Source organism: Streptomyces sp. NPDC102467 (assembly GCF_044765445.1).
GTDB lineage: Bacteria > Actinomycetota > Actinomycetes > Streptomycetales > Streptomycetaceae > Streptomyces.
In genome coordinates, this window is the sequence record NZ_JBIWKA010000011.1 from 16,647 (window position 1) to 43,071 (window position 26,425).

Genomic DNA, 26,425 nt, shown 5'->3' on the forward strand with positions numbered 1-26,425 from the left:
GCGGGGAACTGCGCGACCAGCCACAACGGACCGGCACGCGCAACTCCTCGCGAACCCCTACGGCGGCTGGCTAATCCACTTCGGCGACGGCCTGCGCGAACTGGGCCTCGTACAACCGCTGATAAGCCCCGCCGGAGGCGACCAGGTCATCATGCGAGCCCTGCTCGACAATCGCGCCGTTCTCCATGACCAGAATCGTGTCGGCATCGCGGATCGTCGACAGACGGTGCGCGATGACGAACGAGGTCCGCCCGGAGGCCAGCCGGGCCATGGCCTTCTGGATGAGCACCTCGGTGCGGGTGTCGACGGAGGAGGTCGCCTCGTCGAGCACCAGGATCACCGGGTCGGACAGGAAGGCCCGCGCGATGGTGATGAGCTGCTTCTCACCGGCGCTGACCCCTGTCCCCTCGTCGTCGATGACGGTGTCGTACCCGTCCGGCAGGGTTCGGATGAACCGGTCCGCGTGCGCGGCCCTCGCCGCCGCCTCGATCTCCTCCCGGTTCACGTCCTTCGCGGCGCCGTACGCGATGTTCTCCGCGATGGACCCGCCGAACAGCCACGTGTCCTGGAGCACCATCCCGATGCCGGCCCGCAGCTCGTCCCGCTCCATCCTCGCGATGTCGACCCCGTCGAGCGTGATCCGCCCGCCGGTGACGTCGTAGAACCGCAGCAGCAGGTTGACCAGGGTCGTCTTGCCCGCCCCTGTCGGCCCGACGATGGCGACCGTGTGGCCCGGCTCCGCGGTGAGCGACAGGTCCTCGATGAGCGGCTTGTCCTTCTCGTAGCGGAAGGCGACGTGCTCGAACTCGACGTGCCCGCGCAGATCGGCGGGCTTCTCGCCGGGCACGGGGTCCGCCGACTGCTCCTCCGCGTCGAGCAGTTCGAAGATCCGCTCGGCCGAGGCGACACCCGACTGCACGAGGTTCGCCATCGACGCGACCTGCGTCAGCGGCATCGAGAACTGCCGCGAGTACTGGATGAACGCCTGCACGTCACCGATGGACAGCGACCCGGAGGCCACCCGGAGGCCGCCGACCACGGCCACCAGGACGTAGTTCAGGTTCGAGATGAAGAACATCAGCGGCTGCATGATGCCGCTGTTGAACTGCGCCTTGAACGACGCCTCGTACAGCGCGTCGTTCTGCTCGGCGAACTGCTCCGCCGACTCCTTCTGCCGCCCGAACACCTTCACCAGGTTGTGTCCTGTGTACATCTCCTCGATGTGTGCGTTCAGCACGCCGGTCGTCCGCCACTGCTGCACGAACTGCGGCTGCGACCGCTTGCCGACCTTCGCCGCGACGAGCACCGACAGCGGCACCGTCACGAGCGCGACAAGGGCGAGCAGCCAGGAGATCCAGAACATCATCACGAGGACGCCGACGATGGTCAGCAGCGAGTTGAGCATCTGCCCCATCGTCTGCTGCAGGGTCTGCCCGATGTTGTCGATGTCGTTGGTCGCCCGGCTCAGCACCTCGCCGCGCTTCTGCTTGTCGTAGTACGACAGGGGCAGCCGAGCCAGCTTCGCCTGCATCTCCTTGCGCAGTTGGGCCACCGCCAGGTTGATGACCCGGTTGGCCAGGCGGGTGCCCATCATCATCGCGAGGCCCGCGCAGGCGAACACCGCGAGTCCGATCAGCAGCACCCCGCCGATCCGGTCGAAGTCGACGCCCTGGCCCGGCGTGAAATCGACCCCGCCGAGCATGTCGGCCATGCCGCCTTCGCCCTTGGCCCGCAGGCTGTCGAGGACCTGCTCCTTGGTCTGCCCGGCCGGCGTCTGCCCGCCGATGATCCCGCCGAAGAGCAGGTCGGTGGCGTGGCCGAGGATCTTCGGGCCGACCACCGAGAGACCCACACTGATCACGACCGCGACCAGCACCGCGGCGACCGCCGAACGGTGCGCCGCCATCCGTTTGAGCAGCCGTTTGCCGGAGCCCTTGAAATCCATCGAACGCGAACCGGGCGCGCCGGCCGCCATCCGCGCCGCCATCGGCCCCGCCATCAGGCTGCCTCCGCTTCCGTCAGCTGGGAGAGAACGATCTCCCGGTACGTCTCGTTGTCCGCCATCAGCTCGTGATGGCGCCCCTCGCCGACGACCCGGCCCTCGTCGAGGACGATGATCCGGTCGGCGTCGCGGATCGTCGCGACCCGCTGGGCCACGATCACCACGGTCGCCTCGGCCGTCTCGTCACCGAGCGCCCGGCGCAGCGCGGCGTCGGTGGCGTAGTCGAGGGCGGAGAACGAGTCGTCGAAGAGGTAGATCTCCGGCCGCTGTACGAGCGTGCGCGCGATGGCCAGGCGCTGGCGCTGACCACCGGAGACGTTCGTGCCGCCCTGGGAGATGGGCGCGTCGAGCCCGCCCTCCAGCTTGCCGACGAAGTCCTTGGCCTGCGCCACGTCGAGCGCGTGCCACAGCTCCTCGTCGGTGGCGTCCGGCTTTCCGTAGCGCAGATTCGTCGCGACGGTCCCGGAGAACAGATACGGCTTCTGCGGCACGAACCCGACGGTCTTCGCCATGAGTGCGGGATCGATCTCGCGGACGTCCTCACCGTCGACGTACACGACGCCGGCGGTGGTGTCGTAGAGCCGCGGCACCAGGCCGAGCAGCGTCGACTTGCCGCTGCCCGTCGAGCCGATGATCGCGGTGGTCTCGCCGGGTCTCGCGACCAGGTCGACCCCGCGCAGCACCGGCTCCTCGGCGCCCGGGTAGCCGAAGTCCGCGCCGCGGATCTCCAGGTGCCCGTGGCGCCGCAGCTCACGTACGGAACTCTCCGCGGCCGGCGGCACGACGCTCGACTCGGTCGCGAGCACCTCGTCGATGCGCTCGGCACAGACCTCGGCGCGCGGCACCTGCATGAACATGAAGGTGGCCATCATCACGCTCATCACGATCTGCATGAGGTACGCGAGGAAGGCGGTCAGGTCGCCGATCTGCATGGCCCCGCTGTTGATGCGGTGCGCGCCGAACCAGACGACGGCGATCGACGCGACGTTCACGATCGTCATGACGAACGGGAACATCAGTGCCATGATCCGGCCGGTGGCGAGCGACGTCTCGGTCAGACTGCGGTTCGCCTCACCGAACCGGCCCTTCTCGAAGTCGTCGCGCACGAAGGCGCGGATGACCCGGTTGCCGGTGATCTGCTCGCGCAGCACCCGGTTCACGGTGTCCAGCTTGACCTGCATCGACCGGAACAGCGGCCGCATCTTACGGATGATCAGCGACAGCACCACGGCCATGACGGGCAGCACGGCGAGCAGCACGCCCGACAGCGGTACGTCGAGCCCGAGGGCCATCACCACACCGCCGACGCACATGATCGGCGCCGACACCATCAGCGTGAACGAGAGCAGCGCCAGCATCTGGACCTGCTGCACGTCGTTCGTGGTCCGGGTGATCAGCGTGGGCGCGCCGAACTGGCCGACCTCACGCGCGGAGAAGGACTGCACACGGTCGAAGACGGCGCCGCGCACATCGCGCCCGAGGGCGGCGGCGGTCCGGGCGCCGAAGAACACGGCGCCGGTGTTGCAGACGACCTGGACGACCGTGACGCCCAGCATCAGGGCGCCGAACTCCAGGATGTAGCCGGTGTCGCCGTCGACGACACCGTTGTCGATGATGTCCGCGTTCAGGGTGGGCAGGTACAGCGCGGCGCAGGTCTGCAGGAACTGCAGCAGCACCAGCAGCCCGATGGGTTTCTTGTACGGACGGAGATAGGTCCGCAGGAGTCGTATGAGCACGCTCGGTCTCTCGGTGTCGGCGGGTGAGTGTGAGCGGTGGACTGGGGATCGCGAAGACTGGGGAGTACGCGCCCTCGCCGAAACGTGGACGCATGGACCCCCATCGTCGGACACTCCACCCGCGTTACCTCAACCGATTAACCCAAGAGCATTCAAAGATCGGCCAAGACCGGGGCCGGCCCCGGCGCCTACGAGAACGCGCCGGGGTGGATCTGCTCCCGCACGGACCGGTACTGCTGGCGCACCGCCTGCCCCACGGCCGCCTCCTCACCCGGCTCGAAGACCTGCGCGGCCGCGCCCTGCCACTGCGGCAACTGCCCGCTCAGCGCCCACGCGGCCTGCCGCGCCGCACCGATCGCCGCGTAGTCGGCGGGCTGCGGCACCACGACCTGCGTGCCGAAGAGCATCGGCGCCGCCGCCTGCACGGCCTGCAGCTCGGCGGCGGCCCCGAGCAGGAACACCCGCCGGATCTCGACCCCGCGCCCGCGCAGTACGTCCATGGCGTCCGCGAGGCCGCAGAGCATGCCCTCGAAGGCGGCCCGCGCGAGGTGCTCGGGCTTCATGGACTCTCTCCTGAGCCCGCTCAGCGTCCCTGCGGTGTGCGGCAGATTCGGCGTCTTCTCGCCCTCCAGATACGGCAGAAGTACGAGTCCGTGGGCGCCCGGCGTCGACTTCAGGGCCAGCTCGGACAGCTCGTCGAGGCCGCCGTCCAGTCCCAGCATCTCGGCGCTGCCGCGCAGCGCCCGTACCGCGTTCAGCGTATGGACGACGGGCAGGTGCAGGCCCGTCGCGTCGGCGAGCGAGGTGATGGCGCCACTCGAATCGATCAGCGCCTCGTGATGCACGGCCATCACGGAGCCGGAGGCGCCGAGGGAGACCACGGCGTCCCCTTCCCGCATCCCGAGCCCGAAGGCGGCGGCCATGGTCTCGCCGGTCCCGGCCGAGATGATCAGGCCCTCCGGAGTGGTCCCCGCCGCGTCGCCGGGACCGAGCACCTCCGGCAGCATCGCCTGGTGGCCGAGGGCCAGATCCACGAGATCGGGCCGCCAGGAACCGGCGGCGGCGGACCAGTACCCGGTGCCGGAGGCGCCGCCCCGGTCCGTCGTCCGCCGCGCGGGCCGGCCGAGCAGCTGCCACACCAGCCAGTCGTGGGCCTGCATGAGCAGCGCCACCCGCTGGGCGTGCTCCGGCTCGGTGCGCGCCAGCCACCGCAGCTTGGCCACCGGCTGCGCCGCCTGCGGTACGGATCCGACGGCCTCGGCCCACGCCTCGCGCGAGCCGAGCCGGTCGATGAGGTCTGCGGCGGCGGCCTGCGCCCGCTTGTCGCTGCCGACCAGCGCGGGGCGCACCGTGTTGCCCTTGTTGTCCAGCGGCACCAGCGCGTTCTGCTGGGCGGAGACGCCGATGGCCTGCACACCTTCGAGCAGCCCGCCGCCCGCGGCCTCGCCCAGCGACAGCAGCCAGGCCTGGGGATCGACGTCGCAGGGCCGCCCACCGCCCTCCACCGGGTCCAGCGGGTGCGGGGCGTACCCCTGCCGCAGCACGGCCCCGGTGTCGGAGTCACAAACCACAATGCGCGTGAAATCGGGCGAACTGTCCAGCCCGGCGACTATCCCCATGACGGAAATTCTGCCGCACCGCCGGCCACTCCCGTACCGCAGCTTCCGCTTCGCTACGTGTTGCTGGTGCCCCAGTCGTCGTTCCCGGCCGCGCCTCCGCGCTCCCGCAGCGAGCGCACCCGGTCGGCCACCGAGTCCGGCACCTTGCCCTCGACCTTCTCGCTCACCGAGTGGAAGGCCTTGCCCGCGTAGGTCCGCGTCTGCTGCGCGGCCGACTCCGCGGTGTTGCGCACCGCGGGGTTCTGAGCGATCTCGCGAGCGCTCTTCTTCAGCTTCTCGTACCGTTCGCGCCCGGCGCGTGTCCCCAGCACGTAGCCGAGGGCCAGACCGGCGATGAATGTGAGCCGGTAGCGCATGAGGGCCACCCTTCCGTAGCTAGTCGTGATCGCCGAGGGGATACCGATTGGCGGAGCACCCCCCTGCTTGCGCTAATGTATGTGTCGCAGCGAGCGCGCGCCGCCTGGCAAGTACCCAGGTAGCCGCGTTCGAAGCAATGGAGCATTCCCCTGTAGCTCAATTGGCAGAGCAGCCGGCTGTTAACCGGCAGGTTACTGGTTCGAGTCCAGTCGGGGGAGCTCGATCTCCTGTAGCTCAATTGGCAGAGCAGCCGGCTGTTAACCGGCAGGTTACTGGTTCGAGTCCAGTCGGGAGAGCTGTGGAACAAGCCCTTCGGAGACCACTCCGGAGGGCTTTTTCGTACCTGGTGGAACCATGGGCCCACCTGGGGAGTCCTCAAGGTCGTGCAGAGCCGGACCATTCGAGGCAGGAGATCGTATGAGCGGCTATGCTGCGGCAGACGGCGCGCACATATGTGCGCGGCGCGCCGTATCGGGGCGGTAGCTCAGCCGGTTAGAGCAGCGGACTCATAATCCGTCGGCCGTGGGTTCGAGTCCCACCCGCCCCACCGTGAGTCCATAGCGCAGAAACGATGCGACCAGGACGTACGTAACCTGATGGGCCGTCACGCAAACCGTGGCGGCCCTTTTGTCACCCACAGGGCGGCGCCCCCCGCCTCACGTGTCCAGCGGTGACTGCCACGTCACCGTCGTGGCCGCTCCGGCGTCCTCCCGGGTGCCGTCGTCCGCCACCGTCAGGCGCACCCCGGGGCGGCCGTCCGGCAGGGGCGTCTCCGTGTCGATCACGACCTCGATGCGGGAGATCGCCGTCCGGCGCGACGCCGTGGCCAGCGCGCGGCGCAGGCTCGTCAGGAGGTGGCCCTGGACCGGGTCGCCGAGGGCCGACTCGACGGTGCCCGTGAAGTGGACCGACGGGGCGAAGCCGAGGATCGCGGCGGCGCCCGCCGTCTCGCGCAGGACCTTGCCGCGGAACGTGGTGGGGGCGTCGGCCGGGGGCTGCTGGAGCGCGAAGATCGTGGTGCGGACCTCCTGGATCGTCGACTCCAGCTCGTCCACGGCGTGGGCGAGCGTCTCGCGGACGTCCTCCATCTGGGTGCGGCGCCGGGTCGATTCGAGCATCATGCCCGTCGCGAACAGCCGCTGGACGACCAGATCGTGCAGGTCGCGGGCGATACGGTCGCGGTCCTCGAAGACGGCGAGGCGTTCGCGGCCCGCCTGCGCCTCGGCCAGGACCAGGGCGAGCGCCGCCTGCGTGGCGAACTGGGTCGCCAACAGGTGGTCGACGGACGTGTACGGGCGGGAGCCGGGGCCGCGGGGCAGGGCCAGCGTGCCGATCAGTTTGCCGCCGGCCTGGAGCGGCAGCATCATGCTCGGGCCGAAGCGGGAGCGCACCTCGGTCGTCATCCGCGGGTCCGTCGCCGAGTCGTCGATGAACACCGGCTCCCCGGTGAGCAGTTGGGCCAGGACCGCGCTGCCGGGCACGATCGTCGCGCCGATCAGGGTGTCCGGGTCGTCCGTCGTGGACGCCGCCACGATCTCCATGCCGCCCGCCTCCGTGGGCTGGAGCACGACCCCGGCCTCGGCGCCCGCGAGCAGCCTGGCCCGCTCGGCGACCGTCGTCAGGGCGTCGGCCGGGCGGCCCGTGAGCAGCGCCGTGGTCACCGCGGCGGCGCCCTCGATCCAGCGTTCGCGCTGCTTGGCGGTCTCGTACAGGCGGGCATTGCCGATCGCGATGCCCGCCTGGGTGGCGAGGACCCGCAGCAGAGCCAGGTCGTCGTCGGTGAAGCCGCCGGGGCCGTCGGACGGCTTCCCGGTCACGCGCAGACGGCCGAAAACCGTCTGCTGTACGTGGATGGGGACAGCGAGGAGGCCCGCTTCGTGGACGACCGCGCCCGGGGCCTCGTCCGGCGGCAGGGTGGCCGGCGCGTCCCCGGTGCCGACCGCCTCGACCAGGCCGCCGTGGCCCGGATCGAGGACGCCCAGGACGCCGTGCCCGGCGCCGGTCAGGGCCACCGCGCTCTCCACCAGGTGCTGGAGCGTGGGGCGGAGTTCGAGCTCCGAGCCGACGTTCAGCACGGCCTCCAGGAGGACGGACAGGCCTGCGGGGGCGTCCGGCTCGCGTGCTGCCGCGGTCATCGTGTGCCTGCCCCCGTACTCGTACGTCTGCGCCCGCTCAGCCGGCCAGCGGGTTCAGGACCAGCGGCTGGATCCTGCCCTCCATCATCGCGCCGAGGCCCTGCACCGCGCACACATCGGGTCGTTCGGCGATCCGCACCGGCATGCCCGTGCCGTCGCGCAGCAACTCGTCGAGGCCGGGCAGCAGGGCCGAACCGCCGACCATCGTGATGCCGCGGTCCGCGAGGTCGGCGACCAGGTCGGGCGGGCAGACGCGCAGCACCTTGCCGATGCCGTCGAGCACGGCGGTCAGCGGGGTGTGGATCGCGTGCCGGACCGCCGCCGTGTCGACCTGCACCGAGCGGGCCAGGCCCGTCGCCACGTCGCGGCCGTGGATCTCCGTCTTCGCCGGGCCCTGCGTGGTGAGGCCGTTGCCGCTGAGGGCGAGCTGCAGGGGACGTACGGACTGCGAGGGGAGCAGCAACTCGTGCTGCTGGCGCAGGTGCTGGACCACCGCGCGGTCGATGGCCTCGCCGCCGACCGGGACCCGGGTGGCCGTCACGATCGCGCCCAGGGAGAGCACCGCGATCTGCGTCGTGGCCGCGCCGCACACGATGATCATCGTGGCTTCGGGCTGCTCGACCGGCAGGCCGCCCCCGACGGCGGCCGCGATCAGGGTGTCGACCAGTTCGACGCGGCGCGCGCCGAGGCCGACCAGCGTCTCGACCGCCGCGCGCCGGGCGAGGGGATCCGCGTCGTGCGGGGTGCAGGCCGCCGCGCGCAGCCGGGGCTTGCGGCGCAGGGTGCGGCGGAGCTTGTCGCCGAGCAGGTTGCGCAGCATCCGCTGGGCCATCTCGATGTCGACGACGGTGCCGCCGGAGACGGGGCGCACGACGCGGATGTGCTCGGGGGTGCGGCCGGTCATCTTCTCCGCGAGTTCGCCGACCGCGATCAGGGCGCCGGTGCGGGTGTTGACCGCCGCCGCGCTCGGCTCGTCGACGACGAGACCGACGCCCTTCACATAGACGCGAGTGCGGGCGGCACCCAGGTCGACGGCGAAGTGGCAGCGGCGCAACTGCTCCAGACTGACGGTCATGGCAGATCCTCCCGAGAGCGCGGACCGTGAGCGGGCTGCGGCTGCGGCCCTTTTGGCATCGTGCGGCGAAGGCCGGGACACCGCGCGCTGGAGTAGGCCGGGCGGGGCTGGGCCTAACGGGTGGATTGTGCGACGAACGCATCCTGACGGTAGCTCAGGACCTGTTGCGTACCGCGTCGGTGAGCACGTCCAGGTCCTGGACGACCGGCCCGCCGCCCTCCAGCCGGAGCGCGTCGAGCAGCGAGGCCGCATAGCCGATGAAGGGCAGGCCGAGGGCCTGGGCAGCGGCCAGTTCGGCGGGGGTCGAGCCGATAAGGACCGCGCGCGGGGTCGGCGAGCCGGGCTGGTGCAGCGCCCGGCGCAGGACGTCGGGGTGCGGCATCAGCAGGGCCGGGTCGTCCGTGCGGCCGTGCACTCCGCGGCGTACCGACAGGGAGCGGCTGTCCAGGTATTCGGAGACGACGAACGGCGAGACGTCCGAGACGACGGCGACCGGCAGTCCCGTCGAGTTCAGGGTGCGGACCATGAGGTCCGCACCCTGGGTGGGCGCGGCCAGGCGCAGCGCGCGCAGTTCGATCGAGTCGAGGCGGGCGCTCAGCGCGCGGGCCAGCTGGGGCTCGCCGGCGAAGGCGCGCAGGACGTCGAGGGGGTGGGCCTCGCTGCCGCTCGCCGGCCTGTCCTCCCGGTCCAGCGATGTCCCGCTCAACGCCTCGTACGGGCCGCGGAGTTCGGCGGCCAGTTCGGTGAGTTCCAGGGCGGCGCGGCGGGCGTCGCGGGAGCGCCGGTAGAGGCGGGCGAGGGGGCCGTCGAAGCCGATCAGGAAGCACTCGGCCGAGTCGATGATGCGGGCCAGCTCGTCGCGGTGTCCGGCGGTGGAGCGCTCGGTGACGGGGCGCGGGTCCGTCCGGGGCAGGTGCCAGTGGACCGTGTAGCCCGGCACCGGCCAGCGGTCCAGGCGGCGGCGCAGCTTGTCCATGGCGGCGGGGGCGGGCAGCCGGGCCGCCTCCGTGGCCAGGCGTTCGGTGAGGGCCGCGGTCAGGTTCAGGCCGGGGTCCTGGGCGGCCTCCGCCGGGTCGTCGACCCGGGCGGTGGCGTGGGCGCCGAGGCCAAGGCCGCCGTCGAGATACATCGTGCGTTCGGTGAGGTCGACCTCGTAGTACTCCCAGGCGAGGTCGGTCTCGTCGGGGGCGGTGAGGGTGACGCTGCCGTCGGGGCGTACGTACACGAGGGCCGTGTCCGGGACGGTGGGAGTGGGCGGGCTGCCGTCCGGGGGCAGGGCGAGGGGGCCGCGGACGGCGGGGTCCGGGGCGGGCGAGGCCAGCCGGTGGAACGGGGCGGCCGCCTCGGGGTCGGCGAGTTCCTCCACCGTGGCGGCCAGGATGACGAGTCCTTCCGGCTGGTCGAGGGTGACCCGGGCGAGGGTCGGGGCGTCGGGAGGAGGGCCGGTGCCGGGGAGGCCGGCGGGGCGGCCGAAGAAGTCCCGGAGGGTGTCGGCGAACATCCGGTGGGCGGCCGGGTCCCGCATGAGGGGCAACGCTTCGAGGAGTTCGGCCAGTTGGGTCAGTTGGGCGGTGACGGGGGAGGGGGCGGCGGGGACGTCGGCCGGGGGGCCCGCCGGGAGCGCCTGCGGGGCATCGTCCCGGGCGAGGCGTCGGGCGAACTCTGTGGCTTCAGCGGTGAGTTGAGTGGTGCGGACCGCGTCGAGCACCATGCTCTCGCCCGTCGGCATGTTCAGGGCAGTGGAGGCCAGGGAGGGGGCGTCCCGCAGGTCGACGGGGCTCCCGAGCCGCTCGGACAGGAGCCGGGCGAAGGTGCGGAGGCGCTCCGGGCCCGCGGTGGCGGACAGGTGCCGCAGCGCCACGGTGAGCCGGTGCAGCCGGTCCAGGCTCTGGGCCGTGAGCATGCGATACCAGTACGCGGGCAGGGTCCCGCGCATGTCGCGCAGGCCCAGCGCGCTGACCGTGTACGCGTCGACGAGGCCGGGGGCGACCGCGACGCAGGAGGCCGCGGCGTGTGCGGCGAGTTCGGTGCGCAGGGCGTCGCGGGCGGCACGGTGCTCCGCGCCGTCCGGCCAGAACGTCACGGTGATGTGGACACCCGCGGGAAGCCCGCCGACCCTTACCTCCGTGGGCAGTTCGGACAGGGCGGCCGGGAGGCGGGTGACGGTCGCTTCCAGCAGTCGTTCCACGGCCCGGTCCGTCTTGAGCAGAAGCTCGTAGCCGGTCGGGGTGGGCCGCAGGGCGTGTTCGCGGGCGGTGAGACCGGTGCTCTCGATCAACTCGGCTACCAACGGCAGGAGTTCGACGTCGCTGCCATCGGCGAGGTCGTACGAGACGCAGGTACGGGAGGTACCGGACCGAGGGGTGTTGCGGGCTTCGAGGAGCTCGCGGTGCAGCTCCTCCAGGGCCGGACCGGTGCGGCCGCCGAGCGCCTCGTACTCCTCGTACGACTCCAAGGCCTCGTCGGTGCGCCCCAGTTCGTTCAGGGCGATCATCTGCAAGCGGCGGAAGTCCTCGCGGAAGGGGTGGTCGTGGAGCAGGGCGGTGAGATTGACCGCGGCGTGCTCGAACTCGCCCAGATCCAGGTCGAGTTCGGCGGCGGTGCGGTACAGGGTGAGGTGGAGGTGGGTGAGGCGGGTGCGGGCGGTGCGGGCGGCGGGGCCCGGGATACCGTCCAGGGGCGTACCGCGGAACAGGGAGAGGGCGACGGCGACGTGGTTGCGGGCGGCCCGCAGGTCGCCCGCCTGGCTCAGCTCGTCGGCGCTCGCCACATGGGACTGGCAGCGGGCGATGTCGAGGGAGTCGGTGCTGGTGTGCAGGGCATGGCCCTCGGGAAGCGTGGCGATGCCGGTCAGTTCGCCGCGCAGCCGGGACAGGTGCGTGGCCGTCTCGGCGGGGCCCGGGGCGGACGACCGGTCCGTGCGGATGCCTTGCTCCAGCTCGGCGTGCGGGACCACGTTGCCCGGTTTGAGGAGCAGCATGCTCAGCAGGGCTCGCTGCTCGGGCTCGGCGATCTCCACGGGCCGGGGCGCGTGGCCGGGGTCGGTGCGGGTGACGCGGAGCGGGCCGAGGAGTTCATAGGTGTAGCGCGGGCCCTCGGGCATGGCCGGTGAGCCGTCGGCCAGCCTGCGCAGGGCGGCGGTCCGGCGCACCGGATCCGGTGAGGACAGTGCGGTCGGCGGGGCGCCCAACTGCTTGAGCAGGTCGGCAAGGCCGTTCAGGTCGGCCGCGCGCTCGGACTCGTCCGGGACGCGCCCCGGGTCGAACTGGGTGAGCTTCACTGTGCCGTCGGGCAGCAGATGGACCCGGGTCATGCCGACGGAGCCGTGCGTGACGCCCGCCTCGTGCAGGGTGGTCAGGGCGAGCGTCACGGAACGGGCGACCGTGTGGAGCAGGCTGCCGGGGAGGCGGTAGATGTTGGGCGCCGCCAGCGTGTTGAGCGGGACGCCCTCCAGGTGTTCGAGGACGGTGTACGGCCTGTTGTCGTCCGTGAAGCCGAAGTCGAGCACCCGCGCCAGGTTCGCGTGGAAGAGCCGGGACAGGACGCCGGCGTCGCGCAGGAACCGGTCGTGGTCGCGCAGCCGGTGCACCTTCACCAGCACGGGCCGCTCCAGGTCGAGGTCCCGGGCCAGCCACATCGAGCTGTTGGGCCGCAGCCGGCGCTGCAGCCGGTACCGCCCGCCGAGCACCCACCCCTGCCCGCCCGATGCCTCGCCCGTGAGTTGCCGCCCGCCCGCGAGCCGCCGCACGCTCTCCTCGCTGACCGTCGCGAACTCCTCCTCGTCCGCACCTCGCGTCCGCACCCGGAACTCCCCGGCCCCCGACCCCGCCCGCTCGTCGATCAGCCCGCCGACCCGGGCCAGGAACGCCGTGGTGCGGCCGCGCGCCGAGCGGGGCAGGGAGCGCAGCAGCAGCTCGCGGACGCCGGTGCGGAAGACGTACGAGCCCGGCGGGCCCGGGGCCGTCGCCAGCATGCCGCTGAGGATGACCTCGGCGAGGTGCTGGGGGCGCGGATCGTCCTCCAGGGCCCTGTGCACCAGGCGCATCACCGGCAGGTGCGGGACGCCGACGGCCAGATGACCGGCGAGGCGGAAGGCCTCAGGGGACGCTGTGGCGCGGAAGGCCCGGACGAGGTCCTCGGGGCCGCGGTCCGCCCCCTGCGCCGGCGCGGTCGCGAGCGGCTCAGGCGTCAACCAGGCGGCGGCGCCCGCCACTTGAGCCCCGCCGGGCGCCCCGGTCAGCCGGGACCAGTGCGCCAGCCAGCGTGGGGCCGTCTCCAGGACCGGCAGCGCGAGGGCCCCCGCCGGACGGTCCGCCGCGTGCTCTTTGTCGTAGGGGGCGAAGCGCAGTGCGGGCAGCGGTGCCGCCGGGTGCGGCGAGGTGAAGCGGCCCGGGACCGCGGGCAGGGCCGTGGTGCGCCACAGGTGTTCCGGGAGGGGCTGGAGCACCGCGAGCGGGAGGTGCGCGGCCAGCGCGTGCAGCGTCCGGAACCAGCGCTCCGCCGCGCCCGAACCGGCGTGCCACTGCGGGCCCGTGCAGTCGCTGAGGAGCAGCGCCGCCGTGCGGCCGTCGCGCGGCAGGGCGAGGTGCGGGACGCGGCCGTCGGGGGTGGCGCGGTGCACGGTCACCGTGCGGAAGATGCCCGACTGCACCAGCGCCCGGTGCAGTTCGCGCAGCAGGGGGCGCCAGACCGGCATCGTGGGGCCCGTGTCGTGGATCAGGGCCAGGCGCAGCCAGCGTTCCGGGGCGGGGTGCAGCACCGGCAGCCAGGTGTCAGGGCCCGCGCCCAGGCGGGCGATCCGGTCGGCGGTGGCCGCCTCGTCCAGGACCGGGCGCCCGGCCGCCGACGGGACGTGCCGCTTCAGGGGGCGCAGGGCGCGCTGCAGTGCCAGCGGGTGGCGCAGCATCGGGGGCGCCGGGGCGAGGAGGGAGGGCCGGGCCGGCTCCGGGGCCGGATCCAGGTAGAGGGGGACGCGGGCGGGTTCGGGACGAGGGGGCGGTGCGGTCTGTGGAGTCGGCGGTGGTACGTCGAAGGGTGCGGCGGGCCGGGGCGGTTCCCGGCGCGCGGGTTCCGGCCGCGCAGGGGCCTCCTGAGCGGGCTCTGCGGTGGCGGGCTCCGGCTCGGGGTCCCCGGCCGGGTCCGACAACTGCCGCGCCAGCCACAGCACTTCGGCCAGCTCGACGGGTGTCGGCGGCGTGCCGCCCGCCGACGCCCTGCCCAACGCGGCGGCGAGGCGGCCGAGTTCAGCGTGCATCGGGGAAGGGGTCGGCAGTTTCGTCGAGATGCGGGATCAGGCGCTGGGCCAGCTCCTCGCGGGTCGGGGCGTCCAGGCCCGCGGCGCCCGTGAGGTAGATCGCGTTCAGGAGCTGGTCGGTGGCGAGCTCGCCGGTGTGTGCGCGGGCCAGGAACCGGGTGATCAACTGCCGTGCCTGCGCGTCCGGTTCGCCCAGGTGTGCCCGTACGATCTCGGCCAGCTGCGTTTCGTCGGGGCGGTGCAGGCGCAGCGTGACGCAGCGGCGCAGGAACGCGGGCGGGAACTCGCGCTCGCCGTTGCTGGTCAGGACGACGAAGGGGAAGGCGCGACAGCGTACCCGGCCGCCCGCGACGGGCACCTGCCGGTCCGTGCCGTAGGCCCGCACCTGCGCCCCGCCGCCCGCGCGGACCAGTTCGGGGATCTCGTACTGGCCCTCCTCCAGGGCGTTGAGCAGGTCGTTCGGCAGGTCCAGGTCGCTCTTGTCGATCTCGTCGACGAGCAGCGCGCGCGGGCGGGTGTACGGCAGGAGCGCCGTGCCGAGCGGGCCGAGGCGCAGATGGTCGGCGACGCTCACCGGGGCCGCCTCGCGGGCCGCGTACAGCCGCGACAGCGGGTCGTACTGATACAGGCCGTCGGCGAGGGTGGCGCGGCTCGTGATGTTCCAGCGCAGCACCGGGCCGAGACTCAGCTCGCGGGCGACGGCGTAGGCGAGGGACGACTTGCCGGTGCCGGGCGGGCCCGTGACGAGCAATGGGCGCCTCAAGTACAGGGCGGCGTTGACGAGTTGGACGCTCTCGGGAGTGGCCCGGTAGGTGTGCGCACGGTGCACCCGGTCCGGGGAGACGGCCGCCGCGTCGTCCGAGTCGGCGGGGGCGGGCAGTACCGGGCCACCGTCGAAGGCCCGCCAGGGCGGGGGCGCCGGCAGCCGGTCGACGCCGTCGTGCGGCGCGCTCGCTCCGGTGTACACGGGCCACTCCTGCATGTTCTCTGCACTCCGTACTCGGTGTATCAAGGGCTCAGGGGAGGTTCGTCGGGGGCCCGGATGTCGCCCGGGTCGGGGAAGCAGTGCGGAGCGTCCCACAGCAGCTGGACGTCCCGCGCCCAGTGGTCGTCGCAGCCCTCCGCCACCTCGCGCAACTCCATGATTCTGTACGGCAGTTCGGGCAGGCTCGCATCCGCCACGTACGGGCCGAGCCGGTCCAGGAACGTGCTGCCGAGGCACGGCTGATCGGGCGCGTGCTCGGTCGCGCAGCCGGTGCGCGGCCACAGCAGCGCGGGGACGGGCTTGGCGAGGGCCGCCCGGAAGCGTGCGTCGGGGTCGGCGCCGGGCGGCCGGGCGAAACCCGCCACGTCGGCCTCCTTCAGCTCCTGCTGGCGAACGGGCCCGGTGGCCGCGCACGCCATCTGGTGCACGGGGCGCAGCGGGCGGTCCGCGCGCTCCTGCCAGCGCTGCGCGAGGCGGCGGCGCTGGCCGACCTGGCGGCGCGTGGGGTGCGTGATCACGACGGGGTAGGCGCAGCCCAGCGGCGTCGGGTCGTCGGGGCCCGCGGGCCACTGGTCCACCGGCCAGTTCAGCCAGTCCGGAGGAAGCGTGAAGGCCACCAGGTCGTCGGTACCGGGCGGGAGATGGGCCAGCGCGTCGTTGATCACCTCACGGACGAAAGCGGCCACCTGCGACTCGGGGACCGTGCGCGCGGCGACCGGGTGGCGGCGGCCCTCGCTGTACGCGGACACCTCGACGAGCGCCTGGTCGTCGCCCGCGCCGCTGCGCCGTACGTCGACCAGGACCGGGGTCCAGTCCGGCTGCCGGGCGGCGGACGCGGGCGCCTTGGGCGTCGTGAGTGTCGCCATGAGCTCTTCGAGCCCGTCGGCGAACCGGGTCGCCGCCTCCGGCTCGGGGACCTGCGCCAGCAGATGCACCGCCGCCTGCCACAGCGAGGCGAAGCCGCCCGCGGGCACATCGGGGCCGAACTCCCCGACCGCGTACCGGAACAGCCTCTCGGGCGAGCAGTCGAGACCGGCCCGGGTCGCCTTCTCGATGAGGGAGTGCAGCCGGGCCGCGTCCGTGCGGGCTGCCGCCTCGGGGGACGGGATGCGCTCCGCGAGCTCCGGCCAGTAGCGGGCCATCACGTCCAGCGGCAGCATCCGGCCGGTGAGGACCCCGCGGCCGCCGGTCGTCGCGGTGACCATGCCGACGACGCGGTGCGAACCGGCGAGGGTGACCGCGGCGCCGCTGAAGCCGTGCGCCAGCGGCTGGCCGTGGCCGTCGAACGCCACCAGCTCCACCCACTCGTCACCGACCCGCAGGTCGGCCTTGGCGCGGTACTCGGCGATCGTGCCCTCGTCGAAGCCCGCCGGGAAGCCGTACGCGAGGAGGCGGGGGGAGGGCTCGCCGAACGCGGCGCCCGGCGCCGCGAACTGGGCCGGGGACACGTCCACGTCCCGGTCGAGCGTGAGGACGGCCAGGTCGCCGGGGTCCGTCGGGCCGCCCGCCCACGGGCCGTGCGCCTGGACGCGGGCCGCGGCGGGGGGCTCGTGCGGCAGCTGAGGGAAGGTGACCGTCACCTCCGTGACGCCCGGGACGACGTGCGCGCAGGTCAGCACGGTGCGCGGCGTCACCAGGAAACCGGCGCCGAGCTGGGCGCCGCTCTCCACCCGCACCTGCCATTTCGCTTCGCTCATGGACGGGACGCGTCCGCCTGCCCGGCCCCCGGCGACCACGACAGCCGGACCACCAGGTGCCCCTCGGCCGCCCCCTTGGTGATGACGGCCCCCGCCTCCGCCGACAGCTTCACACCGAACTCGATCTCGACGCCGTCGGGGGCCAGCGTGCCGTCGCGCAGCACCCGCAGCGCCGACTCCGCGGCCGTGCGGACCGAGCTCAGGGCCGCCTCGAAGGTCTGTGTCGCCTGGAGCGGGCCACCGCCGCGGGCCACCAGGCGGGCGCCCCGCGCCTCGTCCTCGCCCGCCGCCTCGAACATCACCGGCGTGTCGCCGCCGACCGTGTACTCCACCAAGCCGTCCGTGCTCATGCCACTGCCCCCGTACGTTCTTCGTGCCTGGGGCCATTGTGACGGGCGGTGGCGGGAACGCGCCAGGGCAGCTTCCCGCCAGCACCAGTCAACTTCTCTGCAACACAAGGACCTTGAGACTCTTCACAGCACTCGGGTGACCCCCGATCCGAGGTTTACGGAGAGAGGCAACGATGACCAGAGGACCTGCCGCGAGACGCGGCGCGGCCCTGCTGTCGGCCGGCATCGCGTTCGCGCTGCTGCCCGCCGGTGGCGCCCAGGCCGCCCCCGCCCCCGCACCGAAGGCGACGAAGGCCGCGGCCGCCGCGCACACCGTGACCCTGGTGACCGGCGACAAGGTGACCGTGACGGAGCTCGGCGGCGACAAGAAGACCGTCACCGTGGAGCGGGCGAAGGGCGCGACCGGCGCCGTCCGCACGCAAGTGGCGCACGGCGACGTCAGCGTCGTGCCCGACGAGGCACGGGCCTACCTGGCCGCGGGCACTCTCGACGCCCGCCTCTTCAACGTCAGCGAGCTGATACGGCAGGGCCTCGCGGACGGCAAGGCCGACGCGACGCCCCTCATCGTCACCTACGGGAGCAAGGCCGCCCGCAGCGCCCGGCTCGTCCCGAAGGGCGCCGAGCGCACGCGCACGCTCGCCAGCATCGGCGGCGCGGCGCTCGACGCAGCCAAGGGGCGGACCTTCTGGAACGCCGCCACGACCGGCAGCGGTTTCGCCGACGGCGTCGGCAAGGTGTGGCTCGACGGCCGGGTCAGCGCCGAGATGGCGCAGAGCAACGAGCAGATCGGCACCCCGAAGGCGTGGGAGGCGGGGCTCACCGGCAAGGGCGTGAAGGTCGCCGTCCTCGACACCGGGTACGACGCCTCCCACCCCGATCTCGCCTCGCGGGTCACCGAGTCCAAGTCGTTCATCGAGGGCGAGGAGGTCGCCGACCGCAACGGCCACGGCACCCACGTGACCTCGACCGTCGGCGGCTCGGGCGCCGCCTCCGACGGCAAGGAGAAGGGCGTCGCCCCGGACGCCACCCTCGCCGTCGGCAAGGTGCTGAGCAACGAGGGCTCCGGCACCGAGTCGCAGATCATCGCCGGTATGGAGTGGGCCGCCAAGGACGTCAAGGCCAAGGTCATCTCCATGAGCCTCGGCTCGCAGGAGGCCAGCGACGGAACCGACCCGATGGCCGCCGCCGTCAACTCCCTCACCGAGGAGACCGGCACGCTGTTCGTGATCGCCGCCGGGAACACCGGCGCGCCCACGTCCATCGGCTCGCCCGGCGCCGCCGACTCCGCGCTCACCGTCGGCGCCGTCGACTCCGCCGACCAGGCCGCCTACTTCACCAGCCAGGGCCCGCGCCTCGGCGACAACGCCCTCAAGCCCGACGTCTCCGCGCCGGGCGTGGACATCCTGGCCGCGCGCTCCTCGCTGATCGAGGGCGAAGGCTCGTACACCGAGATGAGCGGTACGTCGATGGCGACACCGCACGTCGCCGGTGTCGCCGCGCTGCTCGCCCAGGAACACCCGGAGTGGACGGGCCCGCAGCTCAAGAACGCCCTGATGTCCAGCAGTAAGGAACTGGACGCATCCGCCTATGAGTTGGGTGCCGGACGGGTGAGCGTGCCCGACGCGATCGACGCGCAGGTCACCGCCACCGGCAGCGCCGACCTCGGCTACTACAAGTGGCCCTACGAGGAGAACAAGCCGGTGACGAAGACCGTCACCTACGCCAACTCCTCCGACACGGCCGTCGAGTTGAGCCTTGCCGTGCAGGGTGCGCCCGAGGGTGTCGCCACTCTTGCCGACAGCACGCTGAGCGTTCCGGCGCACGGCACCGCCTCCACCACCGTCACCGGGGACGGCGCCAAGGCCCCCGTCGGCAACATCAGCGGGCAGATCGTCGCCAGTGCGGGTGGCAAGGCCGTCGCGCACACGGCGTTCGGGCTGGTGAAGGAGGAGGAGCGGTACACGCTGACCGTCCACGTGAAGGACCGGTCAGGGGCGCCGACCGCCGCCTACCTCGGGGTGCAGCAGCTCACCGGCAACACGGACCCGTTCCCGGCCACCGTCGGCGAGTCCGGCACGCTCCAGCTGCGCCTCAAGCCCGGCTCGTACTACCTCGAGTCCTACCTCGACGTGCGCGGCAGCCACGGCAAGGACTCGCTGGGCATCGGCTACCTCGCCGACCCGGAGGTCACGCTCGACCGGGACCGTGACATCACCCTCGACGGACGGCAGTTGAAGGAGATCACCGCCGACGTCGGGCGCACCACGCAGACCCGGCAGCTCGTCATGGAGGCCGACCGCACGGCGGGCGGCGCCGACTACACGAGCGCCGTGCAACTGCCCGTCAAGTACGACAGCGTCTTCGCCGCCCCCACCCACAAGGTGACCGACGGCAGCTTCGAGTACCGCACCGTCTGGCGCCTGGGCAAGCCGACGCTCCAGGTCGACGGCGTCCGCGAGGCCACCGTGCAGGCGGGCAGCACCCTCATCGGGGGCCGCAGCAGGCTCGGTGTCGTCGATGCGGGGAACGGCGCGACCGCCGACTACAAGGGCAAGAACGTGCGCGGCAAGGCCGTCCTGGTGCGCCGCGGCGACGCGCTCACCCCGGAGCAACTGGCCGAGGCCGCCCAGGACGCGGGCGCCAAGGCGCTGTTCGTGACGGACGACGAAGCCGGCCGGCTGAGCTCCTGGTTCGGGTCCGAGGACGGCAGCGACAGCCCCCTGCAGATCGCCTCCGTCGACGCGGCGGGCGGCGCCACGCTCGCCGGCCTCGCCAAGGCCGGGCGGAAGGTGTCGATGACGGGCACGCAGTACACACCGTGGGTGTACGACGTCACCGACGAGCACAAGGGAGCGGTACCGAAGGGCTCCCTGACGTACAAGCCCGGAAAGCGTGAACTCGCCGTCCTGGACAGCAAGTTCCATGCGGTGAAGCCGCAGGACGGCGGCGAGTTCCGCTACTCGATCACCGACACCTTCCCCCTCGGCATCGGGTTCCTGGAGAAGATCGCCTACCCGGCCGAGCGCACCGACTACGTCTCCACCGGCACCGGCCAGACCTGGCACGAGTCCGTGCAGACCGGACCGACCGACCTGGAGCAGAGCAGCGGCCTGATCACGTACAAGGGCGGCACGCACCAGGAGCTGGACTGGTTCAAGCCGGTCTGGCACCCGTGGCTGGGCAGCGGCCTCAGTTGGGGGCAGCAGCGCTCCGGCTCCACCCTGCAGTTCAACACGCCCGGCTGGGGCGACTCCGGGCCCGACCACACCGGCTTCGGCGACGCGTGGTCCAGCGAGACGAACGGCATGGACCAGTACACGTCCGTCTCCGTGGACGGGGTGCAGGTCGACCGGAAGAAGAGCTCCGGTGTGTACGTGTGGGACGCCGATGCGGCCGAGCACACGTACAAGGTCACCACGGACACCACGCTCGACCCGGCGCGCTGGGAACTGTCGGCCAAGGGCCACGCCGAGTGGACGGTCAGGTCGGCCGCGACCCCGGACGACAGGTGGACGTACCTGCCGATGATCAACCTCGGCTTCGACGTCGACACCGACCTCGCGGGCGACGTCCGCGGCGGCTCGCGCGTCCCGGTCGGCATCTACGGCCAGTACGTCAAGGACGCGTCCGGCACCGGCACCATCGGCGGCGGCAAACTGGAGGTGTCGTACGACGACGGCAAGACCTGGAAGTCCGTCGGCCTGGGCGGCCACGGCGCGTCCTGGAAGGGCAGCCTGAGCGTGCCCCGCGGCGCCCAGTACATCTCGCTGCGGGCTTCGGCCAAGGACGACCAGGGCGGTTCCGTCACCCAGGAGATCATCCGGGCGGTGGGCGTCAAGTAGGCAAGCGCCTGTCCGAACAGGGGGTGTGAAGGCCGGGCCCGGTGCGGAGGCGACTCCGCGCCGGGCCCCGTCGTGTCAAGGCGTGATACGCGGGGGTCCGGTATGCGGACCCCTGGTTGTGGCGGCGGCGGGGCCCGGAGAGGATGCGGGCATGGCCCTCGTACTCGTCTCGCGTCGACACGTGGATCTGCTGCGTGTCGCGACGATGCTCTGTCGGGCCTCCACGCGTCGCCGTACGGCTGGTCGCTGAAGCACCTCTGCAGGCGACCCCCAGCGGCATCTCCCGGAACTTCCGCACCCCCGCAGCTCCTCGCCGCCCGGGTGCCGTCCTGCCCTTGCCACCTGTCGTAGGCCCGAGGTGCCCATGCCCCAGAACCGTCCTTTGCTGCACTGGTTCCTGCCCACCGGTGAGGACCGGGCCGACACCGGCCGTCCGGCCCGCGTCGCGCGCGCCGCCGAACAGGCGGGATTCGCCTCGCTGTTCGCCCCGGTGGGGCCCGGCCTGGTCGATCCGTGGCACCTCGCCTCCGTGCTCGCCGGGCACACCGAACGCATCGGGTTCCTGGTCGGGGTCCGCGCCGGGTCCGTGAGTCCCACGCTGCTGGCCCAACAGGTCGACGCCTTCCGCCGGTTCACGGGCGGACGGCTGCGGCTGAACGTCGTCACGGGCGGCGAGGCCGCTGAACTGACGCGTGACGAAGGCCGGTTGGCGCACGAACAGCGCTACGGCCGTACCGACGAGGTGATGGCCGTCCTGCGAGCCCTCCTCGACGGGCGGAGCGTCGACTTCCAGGGCCAGCACGTCCAGGTCGAGGGCGCGCGGCTGACCGACCCCGCCGTCGAGCACAAGGTGCCGCTGTACCTGGGCGGCGTCTCGGGCGCCGCCGAGAACCTCGCCGCGCGGCGCGCCGACGTCCACCTCCTGTGGAGCGAGCCGGAGCAGTCCCCGGCCGTCGTCGCCGCGCGCATCGCCCGGCTGCGCGACCGGAACCCGGACCTGCGCTTCGCCCTGCGGCTGCGCGCCGTCGGTCACGACCACGACGAGGTGGCCCGCTCCCTGCACGCCTACTGTCGTTCGGGCGTCGACGAGTTCGTGCTCTCGGGGCACCCGGACCCGGACGACGCCCTGCGGGTGGGCGAGGAAGTGGTGCCGCGGCTGCGTGCGCTGCTGGCCGAGGAGGACGAACGGGACAACGCGACGGCGCCGCCTCCCCGTGGGACCGGGGAAGGCGGCGCCGCGCTGGTGTCCGAGGCGGTTACACCCGGAGTTACACCAGCCAGCCGACGAAGTGGACGATGCCGGCGAGGATGTCAGTGAGCAGGTTCATGGTGAAACGTTCTCCTTGCGATGGTGCATGTGTGTGGGACCAACACCCCGGCCCTGTATGGGACATGGGCCGGGTGCGCGGTAACTACGGTCTGCAGCCCGTTGCTTGCGCACCGTAAGCATCGTTGGTCACCCGGGCCTCATGCAATTTCTGACGCCACGATCACCTGTTCGTGGGAACAACTGCGCGCCTGTTCGTTTACGGGATCATGTCGACGTCCCCGGACGCGATTCCCCGCACGACGCCCAGCTCCACCAAGTCCTGCGGCCGTAGGTGGAGTTGGTCCGCCGTTTCCTGTACCTGCTCGGGCGGCCGCTTGAGGATCGCGGCCGCCATCTCCGGGGCGATCACCGAGAAGTAGGCGTCCGGGGTCACCCAGGTGCTGCCCGGCGCGGCGAGCGCCAGCGCCCCGCCGGAACCGCCCTCGCCGATGACCAGGGTGGTGACCGGCACCGGCGCCTCGGCGACCGCGAGGAACAGGTCCGCGATCGCCGCGCCCGCGCCCGCCCGCTCGGCCGCCGCGTCGCTCGCGGCTCCCGGGGTGTCGACGAGGGTGAGCACCGGGATCCCGAGGCGGCCCGCGAGCCGGAGCAGCCGGGTGGCGGTGCGGTAACCGGCCGGGGTGGTCGCCGTGCCGCACTGCGCCGCGTACGCGATCGTCCGCCCCCTGTGCTCGCCGAAACCGCAGAGCATGCCGCCGTCGACGCCGCCCGCCCGGTCCCCGCGCAGCTCCTCGCGGTACGTGAAATAGGCGTCCAAGTAGGCCCCGGCGCGCGGGCGTTCGGGCGCGCGGGCCCGCAGGACCGCGTTCCGGCCGGCGACCGGCAGGTCGGTGCGGCCCAGGGCGCGGGGGACGGGTGCGGGATCGGCGGACGGCCGGGTCAGCAGATGGAGCCGGCGGCCGAGCGCGGCACGCAGCGCGTCCGGCGCCACGACCGCGTCGACGGCGCCCGCCCGAAGCTGGCCCAGGGCCGTGTACGCCGCCGGGTCCGCGCCCGGCGGCCGCACCCGGGAGCCGGCGAAGCCGATCTGCGCCCCCGGCAGCGCGAGCGTCAGGTCGGCGCCCGCTCCCAGCGTGGCCCAGCCGCCGCCCGTGGTCGGATCGCGCACCACCGCGATCTGGGGCAGCCCGGCGGCGCGGGTCAGCGCCGACTGGCGGGCCACGCGCTGGAGTTGGGTCAGCGCGACCATGCCCTCCTGCATCCGGCTGCCGCCCGTGGCGATGAACGGGACCACCGGGAGGCCCTGCGCGCGGGCATGGACGTGGGCCGCCTCGATGCGGTCGCCCGTCTCCTGGCCGAGGGAGCCGCCCAGATAGCCGAACTCGAAGGCGATGACGACCGCGGTGGTGCCGTCGATCCCGGCGGTGCCGGTGACGACGGACTCCGTCTCGCCGGTGCGGTCCGCGGCCCGCGCACGGGCCGCGCCGTAGCCGGGCCAGTCGAGCGGGTCGGGCCGCTCCGGGGCGGCGGGGCGCGGGAGTTCGCGGAAGGTGCCCGGGTCGCAGACCGTGGCCAGGACGTCCCGCGCGCCCGTGCCGTCAGCCATCGGGAAGGGCCCGCTTAAGGATCTTGCCCATGTCGTTGCGGGGCAGGGCGTCGAGGTAGCGGACCGTGCGGGGGCGCTTGTGCGGGGCCAGGCGGGCGGCGACATGGTCGGCCAACTCCGCTTCGCTGGGCGGGTTCTGCGCGTCGGACGGCACGATCCAGGCCACCACCCGCTCGCCCAGGTCGGCGTCGGGGGCGCCGGTGACCGCGGCCTCCTGGACGCCGGGGTGCTCGAGGAGCGCGTTCTCGATCTCGCCCGCGCCGATCTTGTAGCCGCCGCTCTTGATCAGGTCGGTGGCCTTGCGGCCGATGATGCGGACGTAGCCGTCGGGGTCGCGCACGGCCATGTCGCCCGTGCGGAACCAGCCGTCCGGCGCGAACGCGGCGGCCGTGGCGTCGGGCCGGTTCAGGTACTCCAGGAACAGGTTGGGCCCGCGCACCTGGATCTCACCGACGGCCTCGGGGTCGTCGGCGGGGACCTCGGTCGTGCCGTCGTCCTCGGCGAGGCGCAGCTCCACACCGGGCAGCGGCAGGCCCACGGTGCCGGGGCGCGGCTCACCGTCCGCGCGGACGCCGGGCCGGGGGTCCGGGGGTGTCCACCGGGATGAACACAGCATGAGCGTCTCGGTCATGCCGTACCGCTCGATGACGCGCTGCCCGGTGGCCGCGGTGATCCGCTCGTGGTCGTGGACCGGCAGTGCCGCCGAACCGGAGACCAGCAGCCGGGCCCCGGACAGGGCCTTCGCGAGCGCCGGGTCGGCGGTCAGCGCCTCCGCGACGCGGTGGTACATCGTGGGTACGCCGAACAGCATCGTCGCCCCGGACGCCAGCTCGCGCGTCACGCCTTCCGTGTCGAACCGCCCCAGGTGACGCACCGCGCCGCCCCTGCGCAGCGGGCCGATGATGCCCAGGATCAGCCCGTGCACATGGAACAGCGGCAGCCCGTGCACCAGGGTGTCGGACCCGGTCCACTGCCAGGCGTCCCGCAGCGCGTCGAGCGTCGAGGAGACGGCGCGGCGCGGCAGCACGGCCCCCTTGGGCGGGCCCGTGGTGCCGGAGGTGTAGACGACGAAGGCGGGTGTCGCGGGGTCGTCGGGTTCGGCGGGCAGCGCGGCGGTCCGTCCCCGCTCCGGCCGTACGTCGATGTCGATACGGGGCAACGCGGCCAGCGCGGGCGGGAGTTCGGTGCCCGGCGCCGCCAGCACCGCGTCCGGGGCGCTGTCCGCCACGATGTGTCCCAGCTCGCTGCCGCCCGATTTCGGGTTGACCGGGACGGCGGCGACCCCCGCGAGCAGCGCCGCGACCACGCCGACCGCGGTCTCCAGGGTCGGCGTCGCCCACACGGCGACCCGGGCCGAGCCCACGAGCCGGGATGCCAACGGGGCTGCGGCCGAGGCGAGTTCGCCGTAGGTCAGGGCGCGCTCGCCGAAGCGCAGCGCCGGGCGGTCGGGGGTGTCGGCCAGGGCCGGGAGGAGTCGGGGCACGTGAACGCTCCTAGCGAATGCGGGTCAGGCGGGCGGTCGGGCGGGTGTGAGCAGTAGCGGTAGTCGTAACAGAACTCGTAGCAGAACATGGAGCGCAGATTGGCCAAGTGGCTGAACCAATCCGAGCGTGCCGCCTGGCAGCCGCCCACGTCAAGGACGTACGCTGCCGGGCACATGACGAGGCACGACCGGGGCGAGAAGGGGCCGGGCATGACCGACGCACTGCGGCCGATGACGGCGCGCCCGCGCCTGTACGAGCAGGTGCTCGACCGGCTGCGCACGTACGTCTCCGAGGGCGGCCTGCGCACGGGCGACCGGCTGCCGACCGAGCGCGACCTCGCGGCGCGGCTCGGGGTGAGCCGGGCCTCGGTGAAGCAGGCCATCGTCGTCCTGGAGGTGCAGGGCCTGGTGGAGGCGCGGCACGGCGGCGGCACGTATCTGATGCGCGACAGCCTGGACAGTGTCGACGTCGAACCGGTGGAGCACCTCGTCGCGCGCAAGAAGCGGCTGCCGGACGTCCTGGAGGCGCGCGAGGCGCTGGAGACGAAGCTGGCGGAGCTGGCGGCGGAGCGCCGCACCGACACCGACCTGGCGGCGCTGCGCGAGGCCCTCGACCGGATGGCACGCGACATCGAGGACGGCGGGCTCGGCGTCGAGGGGGACCGGCTGTTCCACGCGGCGGTGACCGCGGCCGCGCACAGCACGCTGCTCGCGGAGTTCATGCGCGAGATCGACGAGCCCATCGCGGAGTCCCGCACGGAATCGCTGCGCCAGCCGCGCCGGCCGGGGCGCTCGCTCGCCCAGCACCGGGCGATCCTCGACGCGATCGAGGCGGGGCAGGGGCGCGGCGCGGCGGCAGCGATGCGCAGGCATGTCCGTTCGGTGGCCAAGGTGCGGCTCCTGGAATGGGATCCGGACGCCACCGAGGTGTGAGGCGAAGCGCGAGACGATGCGCGGGCCGAATCGCGAACTCCGCTTAATGTGCCAATCCGGCTGACTGTGCGCGGAATTCGG

At 72.9% G+C, this 26,425-nt stretch carries 15 protein-coding genes and 3 tRNA genes; 6 read left to right on the top strand and 12 right to left on the bottom strand.

What is annotated here, in order from left to right; genetic code table 11:
- Positions 1-70 precede the first annotated feature (70 nt).
- The 4 genes from ACIREE_RS23235 to ACIREE_RS23250 form a co-directional block, all read right to left on the bottom strand.
- A complete protein-coding gene (locus tag ACIREE_RS23235; RefSeq protein WP_404155248.1) occupies positions 71-1,999 on the bottom strand; it encodes an ABC transporter ATP-binding protein in 1,929 nt (642 codons plus the stop codon).
- Positions 1,999-3,738, bottom strand: coding sequence for an ABC transporter ATP-binding protein (locus tag ACIREE_RS23240; RefSeq protein ID WP_404155251.1), 1,740 nt, complete (start codon positions 3,736-3,738; stop codon positions 1,999-2,001). The genes ACIREE_RS23235 and ACIREE_RS23240 overlap by 1 nt, the downstream gene beginning before the upstream one ends.
- Before the next feature lie 188 nt (positions 3,739-3,926).
- Positions 3,927-5,357: an FGGY family carbohydrate kinase gene (locus tag ACIREE_RS23245; RefSeq protein WP_404155254.1), complete on the bottom strand. Its 1,431-nt coding sequence runs from the start codon at positions 5,355-5,357 to the stop codon at positions 3,927-3,929.
- 53 nt (positions 5,358-5,410) lie between these two features.
- Positions 5,411-5,713, bottom strand: coding sequence for a YtxH domain-containing protein (locus tag ACIREE_RS23250; RefSeq protein WP_404155257.1), 303 nt, complete (start codon positions 5,711-5,713; stop codon positions 5,411-5,413).
- A gap of 146 nt (positions 5,714-5,859) precedes the next feature.
- Here ACIREE_RS23250 and ACIREE_RS23255 point away from each other — a divergent pair.
- The 3 genes from ACIREE_RS23255 to ACIREE_RS23265 all read left to right on the top strand — a co-directional run bounded on the left by ACIREE_RS23255 (position 5,860) and on the right by ACIREE_RS23265 (position 6,261).
- Positions 5,860-5,932: transfer RNA gene (locus tag ACIREE_RS23255), tRNA-Asn, on the top strand.
- A gap of 5 nt (positions 5,933-5,937) precedes the next feature.
- Positions 5,938-6,010, top strand: a tRNA-Asn gene (locus ACIREE_RS23260).
- 177 nt (positions 6,011-6,187) lie between these two features.
- A tRNA-Ile gene (locus ACIREE_RS23265) sits at positions 6,188-6,261 on the top strand.
- Between the two features lie 109 nt (positions 6,262-6,370).
- On the opposite strand, the gene ACIREE_RS23270 is transcribed toward ACIREE_RS23265, so the two are convergent.
- The 6 genes from ACIREE_RS23270 to ACIREE_RS23295 all read right to left on the bottom strand — a co-directional run bounded on the left by ACIREE_RS23270 (position 6,371) and on the right by ACIREE_RS23295 (position 17,210).
- A complete protein-coding gene (locus tag ACIREE_RS23270) occupies positions 6,371-7,849 on the bottom strand; it encodes a GAF domain-containing sensor histidine kinase (RefSeq protein WP_404155260.1) in 1,479 nt (492 codons plus the stop codon).
- A 37-nt stretch (positions 7,850-7,886) separates the two neighbouring features.
- Positions 7,887-8,924: a rod shape-determining protein gene (locus tag ACIREE_RS23275; protein WP_404155262.1), complete on the bottom strand. Its 1,038-nt coding sequence runs from the start codon at positions 8,922-8,924 to the stop codon at positions 7,887-7,889.
- Between the two features lie 154 nt (positions 8,925-9,078).
- Positions 9,079-14,178: an SAV_2336 N-terminal domain-related protein gene (locus tag ACIREE_RS23280; protein WP_404155265.1), complete on the bottom strand. Its 5,100-nt coding sequence runs from the start codon at positions 14,176-14,178 to the stop codon at positions 9,079-9,081.
- The gene (locus ACIREE_RS23285) at positions 14,168-15,160 is read right to left on the bottom strand and encodes an AAA family ATPase (RefSeq protein ID WP_404155268.1); all 993 of its coding nucleotides are present in this window, start codon (positions 15,158-15,160) and stop codon (positions 14,168-14,170) included. The genes ACIREE_RS23280 and ACIREE_RS23285 overlap by 11 nt, the downstream gene beginning before the upstream one ends.
- Before the next feature lie 26 nt (positions 15,161-15,186).
- Positions 15,187-16,860 (bottom strand): trypsin-like peptidase domain-containing protein, encoded by a 1,674-nt coding sequence (locus ACIREE_RS23290; RefSeq protein WP_404155271.1) that lies wholly within the window; start codon positions 16,858-16,860, stop codon positions 15,187-15,189.
- Positions 16,857-17,210 carry a CU044_2847 family protein gene (locus ACIREE_RS23295; RefSeq protein ID WP_404155274.1) on the bottom strand — a complete coding sequence of 118 codons (354 nt, stop codon included), beginning with the start codon at positions 17,208-17,210 and terminating at the stop codon, positions 16,857-16,859. Before ACIREE_RS23295 ends, ACIREE_RS23290 begins: the two co-directional genes overlap by 4 nt.
- A 173-nt stretch (positions 17,211-17,383) precedes the next feature.
- Here ACIREE_RS23295 and ACIREE_RS23300 point away from each other — a divergent pair, with 173 nt between their 5' ends.
- Complete coding sequence (locus ACIREE_RS23300) at positions 17,384-21,052, top strand: S8 family serine peptidase (RefSeq protein ID WP_404155277.1); 3,669 nt, start codon at positions 17,384-17,386, stop codon at positions 21,050-21,052.
- A 364-nt stretch (positions 21,053-21,416) separates the two neighbouring features.
- Entirely contained in the window at positions 21,417-22,370 is a 954-nt protein-coding gene (locus ACIREE_RS23305) for an LLM class flavin-dependent oxidoreductase (RefSeq protein ID WP_404155280.1), read from the top strand.
- Positions 22,371-22,578: 208 nt separating this feature from the next.
- Here the strand turns inward: ACIREE_RS23305 and ACIREE_RS23310 are convergent, their stop codons facing one another.
- Together ACIREE_RS23310 and ACIREE_RS23315 are read right to left on the bottom strand one after the other, a co-directional pair.
- Entirely contained in the window at positions 22,579-23,928 is a 1,350-nt protein-coding gene (locus ACIREE_RS23310; protein WP_404155283.1) for a carboxyl transferase domain-containing protein, read from the bottom strand.
- The gene (locus ACIREE_RS23315) at positions 23,921-25,411 is read right to left on the bottom strand and encodes an acyl-CoA synthetase (RefSeq protein ID WP_404155286.1); all 1,491 of its coding nucleotides are present in this window, start codon (positions 25,409-25,411) and stop codon (positions 23,921-23,923) included. Before ACIREE_RS23315 ends, ACIREE_RS23310 begins: the two co-directional genes overlap by 8 nt.
- A 210-nt stretch (positions 25,412-25,621) precedes the next feature.
- Between ACIREE_RS23315 and ACIREE_RS23320 the strand changes: the two genes are divergently transcribed.
- A complete protein-coding gene (locus ACIREE_RS23320; RefSeq protein ID WP_404155289.1) occupies positions 25,622-26,344 on the top strand; it encodes a FadR/GntR family transcriptional regulator in 723 nt (240 codons plus the stop codon).
- Positions 26,345-26,425 lie beyond the last annotated feature (81 nt).

Excerpts from the sequence above, each read along its gene's own strand:
- ACIREE_RS23310 (WP_404155283.1), bottom strand. The coding sequence starts at position 23,928 with ATGGCTGACGGCACGGGCGCGCGGGACGTCCTGGCCACGGTCTGCGAC.
- ACIREE_RS23245 (WP_404155254.1), bottom strand. The coding sequence starts at position 5,357 with ATGGGGATAGTCGCCGGGCTGGACAGTTCGCCCGATTTCACGCGCATT.
- ACIREE_RS23300 (WP_404155277.1), top strand. The coding sequence starts at position 17,384 with ATGACCAGAGGACCTGCCGCGAGACGCGGCGCGGCCCTGCTGTCGGCC.
- ACIREE_RS23235 (WP_404155248.1), bottom strand. The coding sequence starts at position 1,999 with ATGGCGGGGCCGATGGCGGCGCGGATGGCGGCCGGCGCGCCCGGTTCG.
- ACIREE_RS23285 (WP_404155268.1), bottom strand. The coding sequence starts at position 15,160 with ATGCAGGAGTGGCCCGTGTACACCGGAGCGAGCGCGCCGCACGACGGC.
- ACIREE_RS23305 (WP_404155280.1), top strand. The coding sequence starts at position 21,417 with ATGCCCCAGAACCGTCCTTTGCTGCACTGGTTCCTGCCCACCGGTGAG.
- ACIREE_RS23290 (WP_404155271.1), bottom strand. The coding sequence starts at position 16,860 with ATGAGCGAAGCGAAATGGCAGGTGCGGGTGGAGAGCGGCGCCCAGCTC.
- ACIREE_RS23275 (WP_404155262.1), bottom strand. The coding sequence starts at position 8,924 with ATGACCGTCAGTCTGGAGCAGTTGCGCCGCTGCCACTTCGCCGTCGAC.
- ACIREE_RS23320 (WP_404155289.1), top strand. The coding sequence starts at position 25,622 with ATGACCGACGCACTGCGGCCGATGACGGCGCGCCCGCGCCTGTACGAG.
- ACIREE_RS23280 (WP_404155265.1), bottom strand. The coding sequence starts at position 14,178 with ATGCACGCTGAACTCGGCCGCCTCGCCGCCGCGTTGGGCAGGGCGTCG.
- ACIREE_RS23270 (WP_404155260.1), bottom strand. The coding sequence starts at position 7,849 with ATGACCGCGGCAGCACGCGAGCCGGACGCCCCCGCAGGCCTGTCCGTC.
- ACIREE_RS23250 (WP_404155257.1), bottom strand. The coding sequence starts at position 5,713 with ATGCGCTACCGGCTCACATTCATCGCCGGTCTGGCCCTCGGCTACGTG.
- ACIREE_RS23295 (WP_404155274.1), bottom strand. The coding sequence starts at position 17,210 with ATGAGCACGGACGGCTTGGTGGAGTACACGGTCGGCGGCGACACGCCG.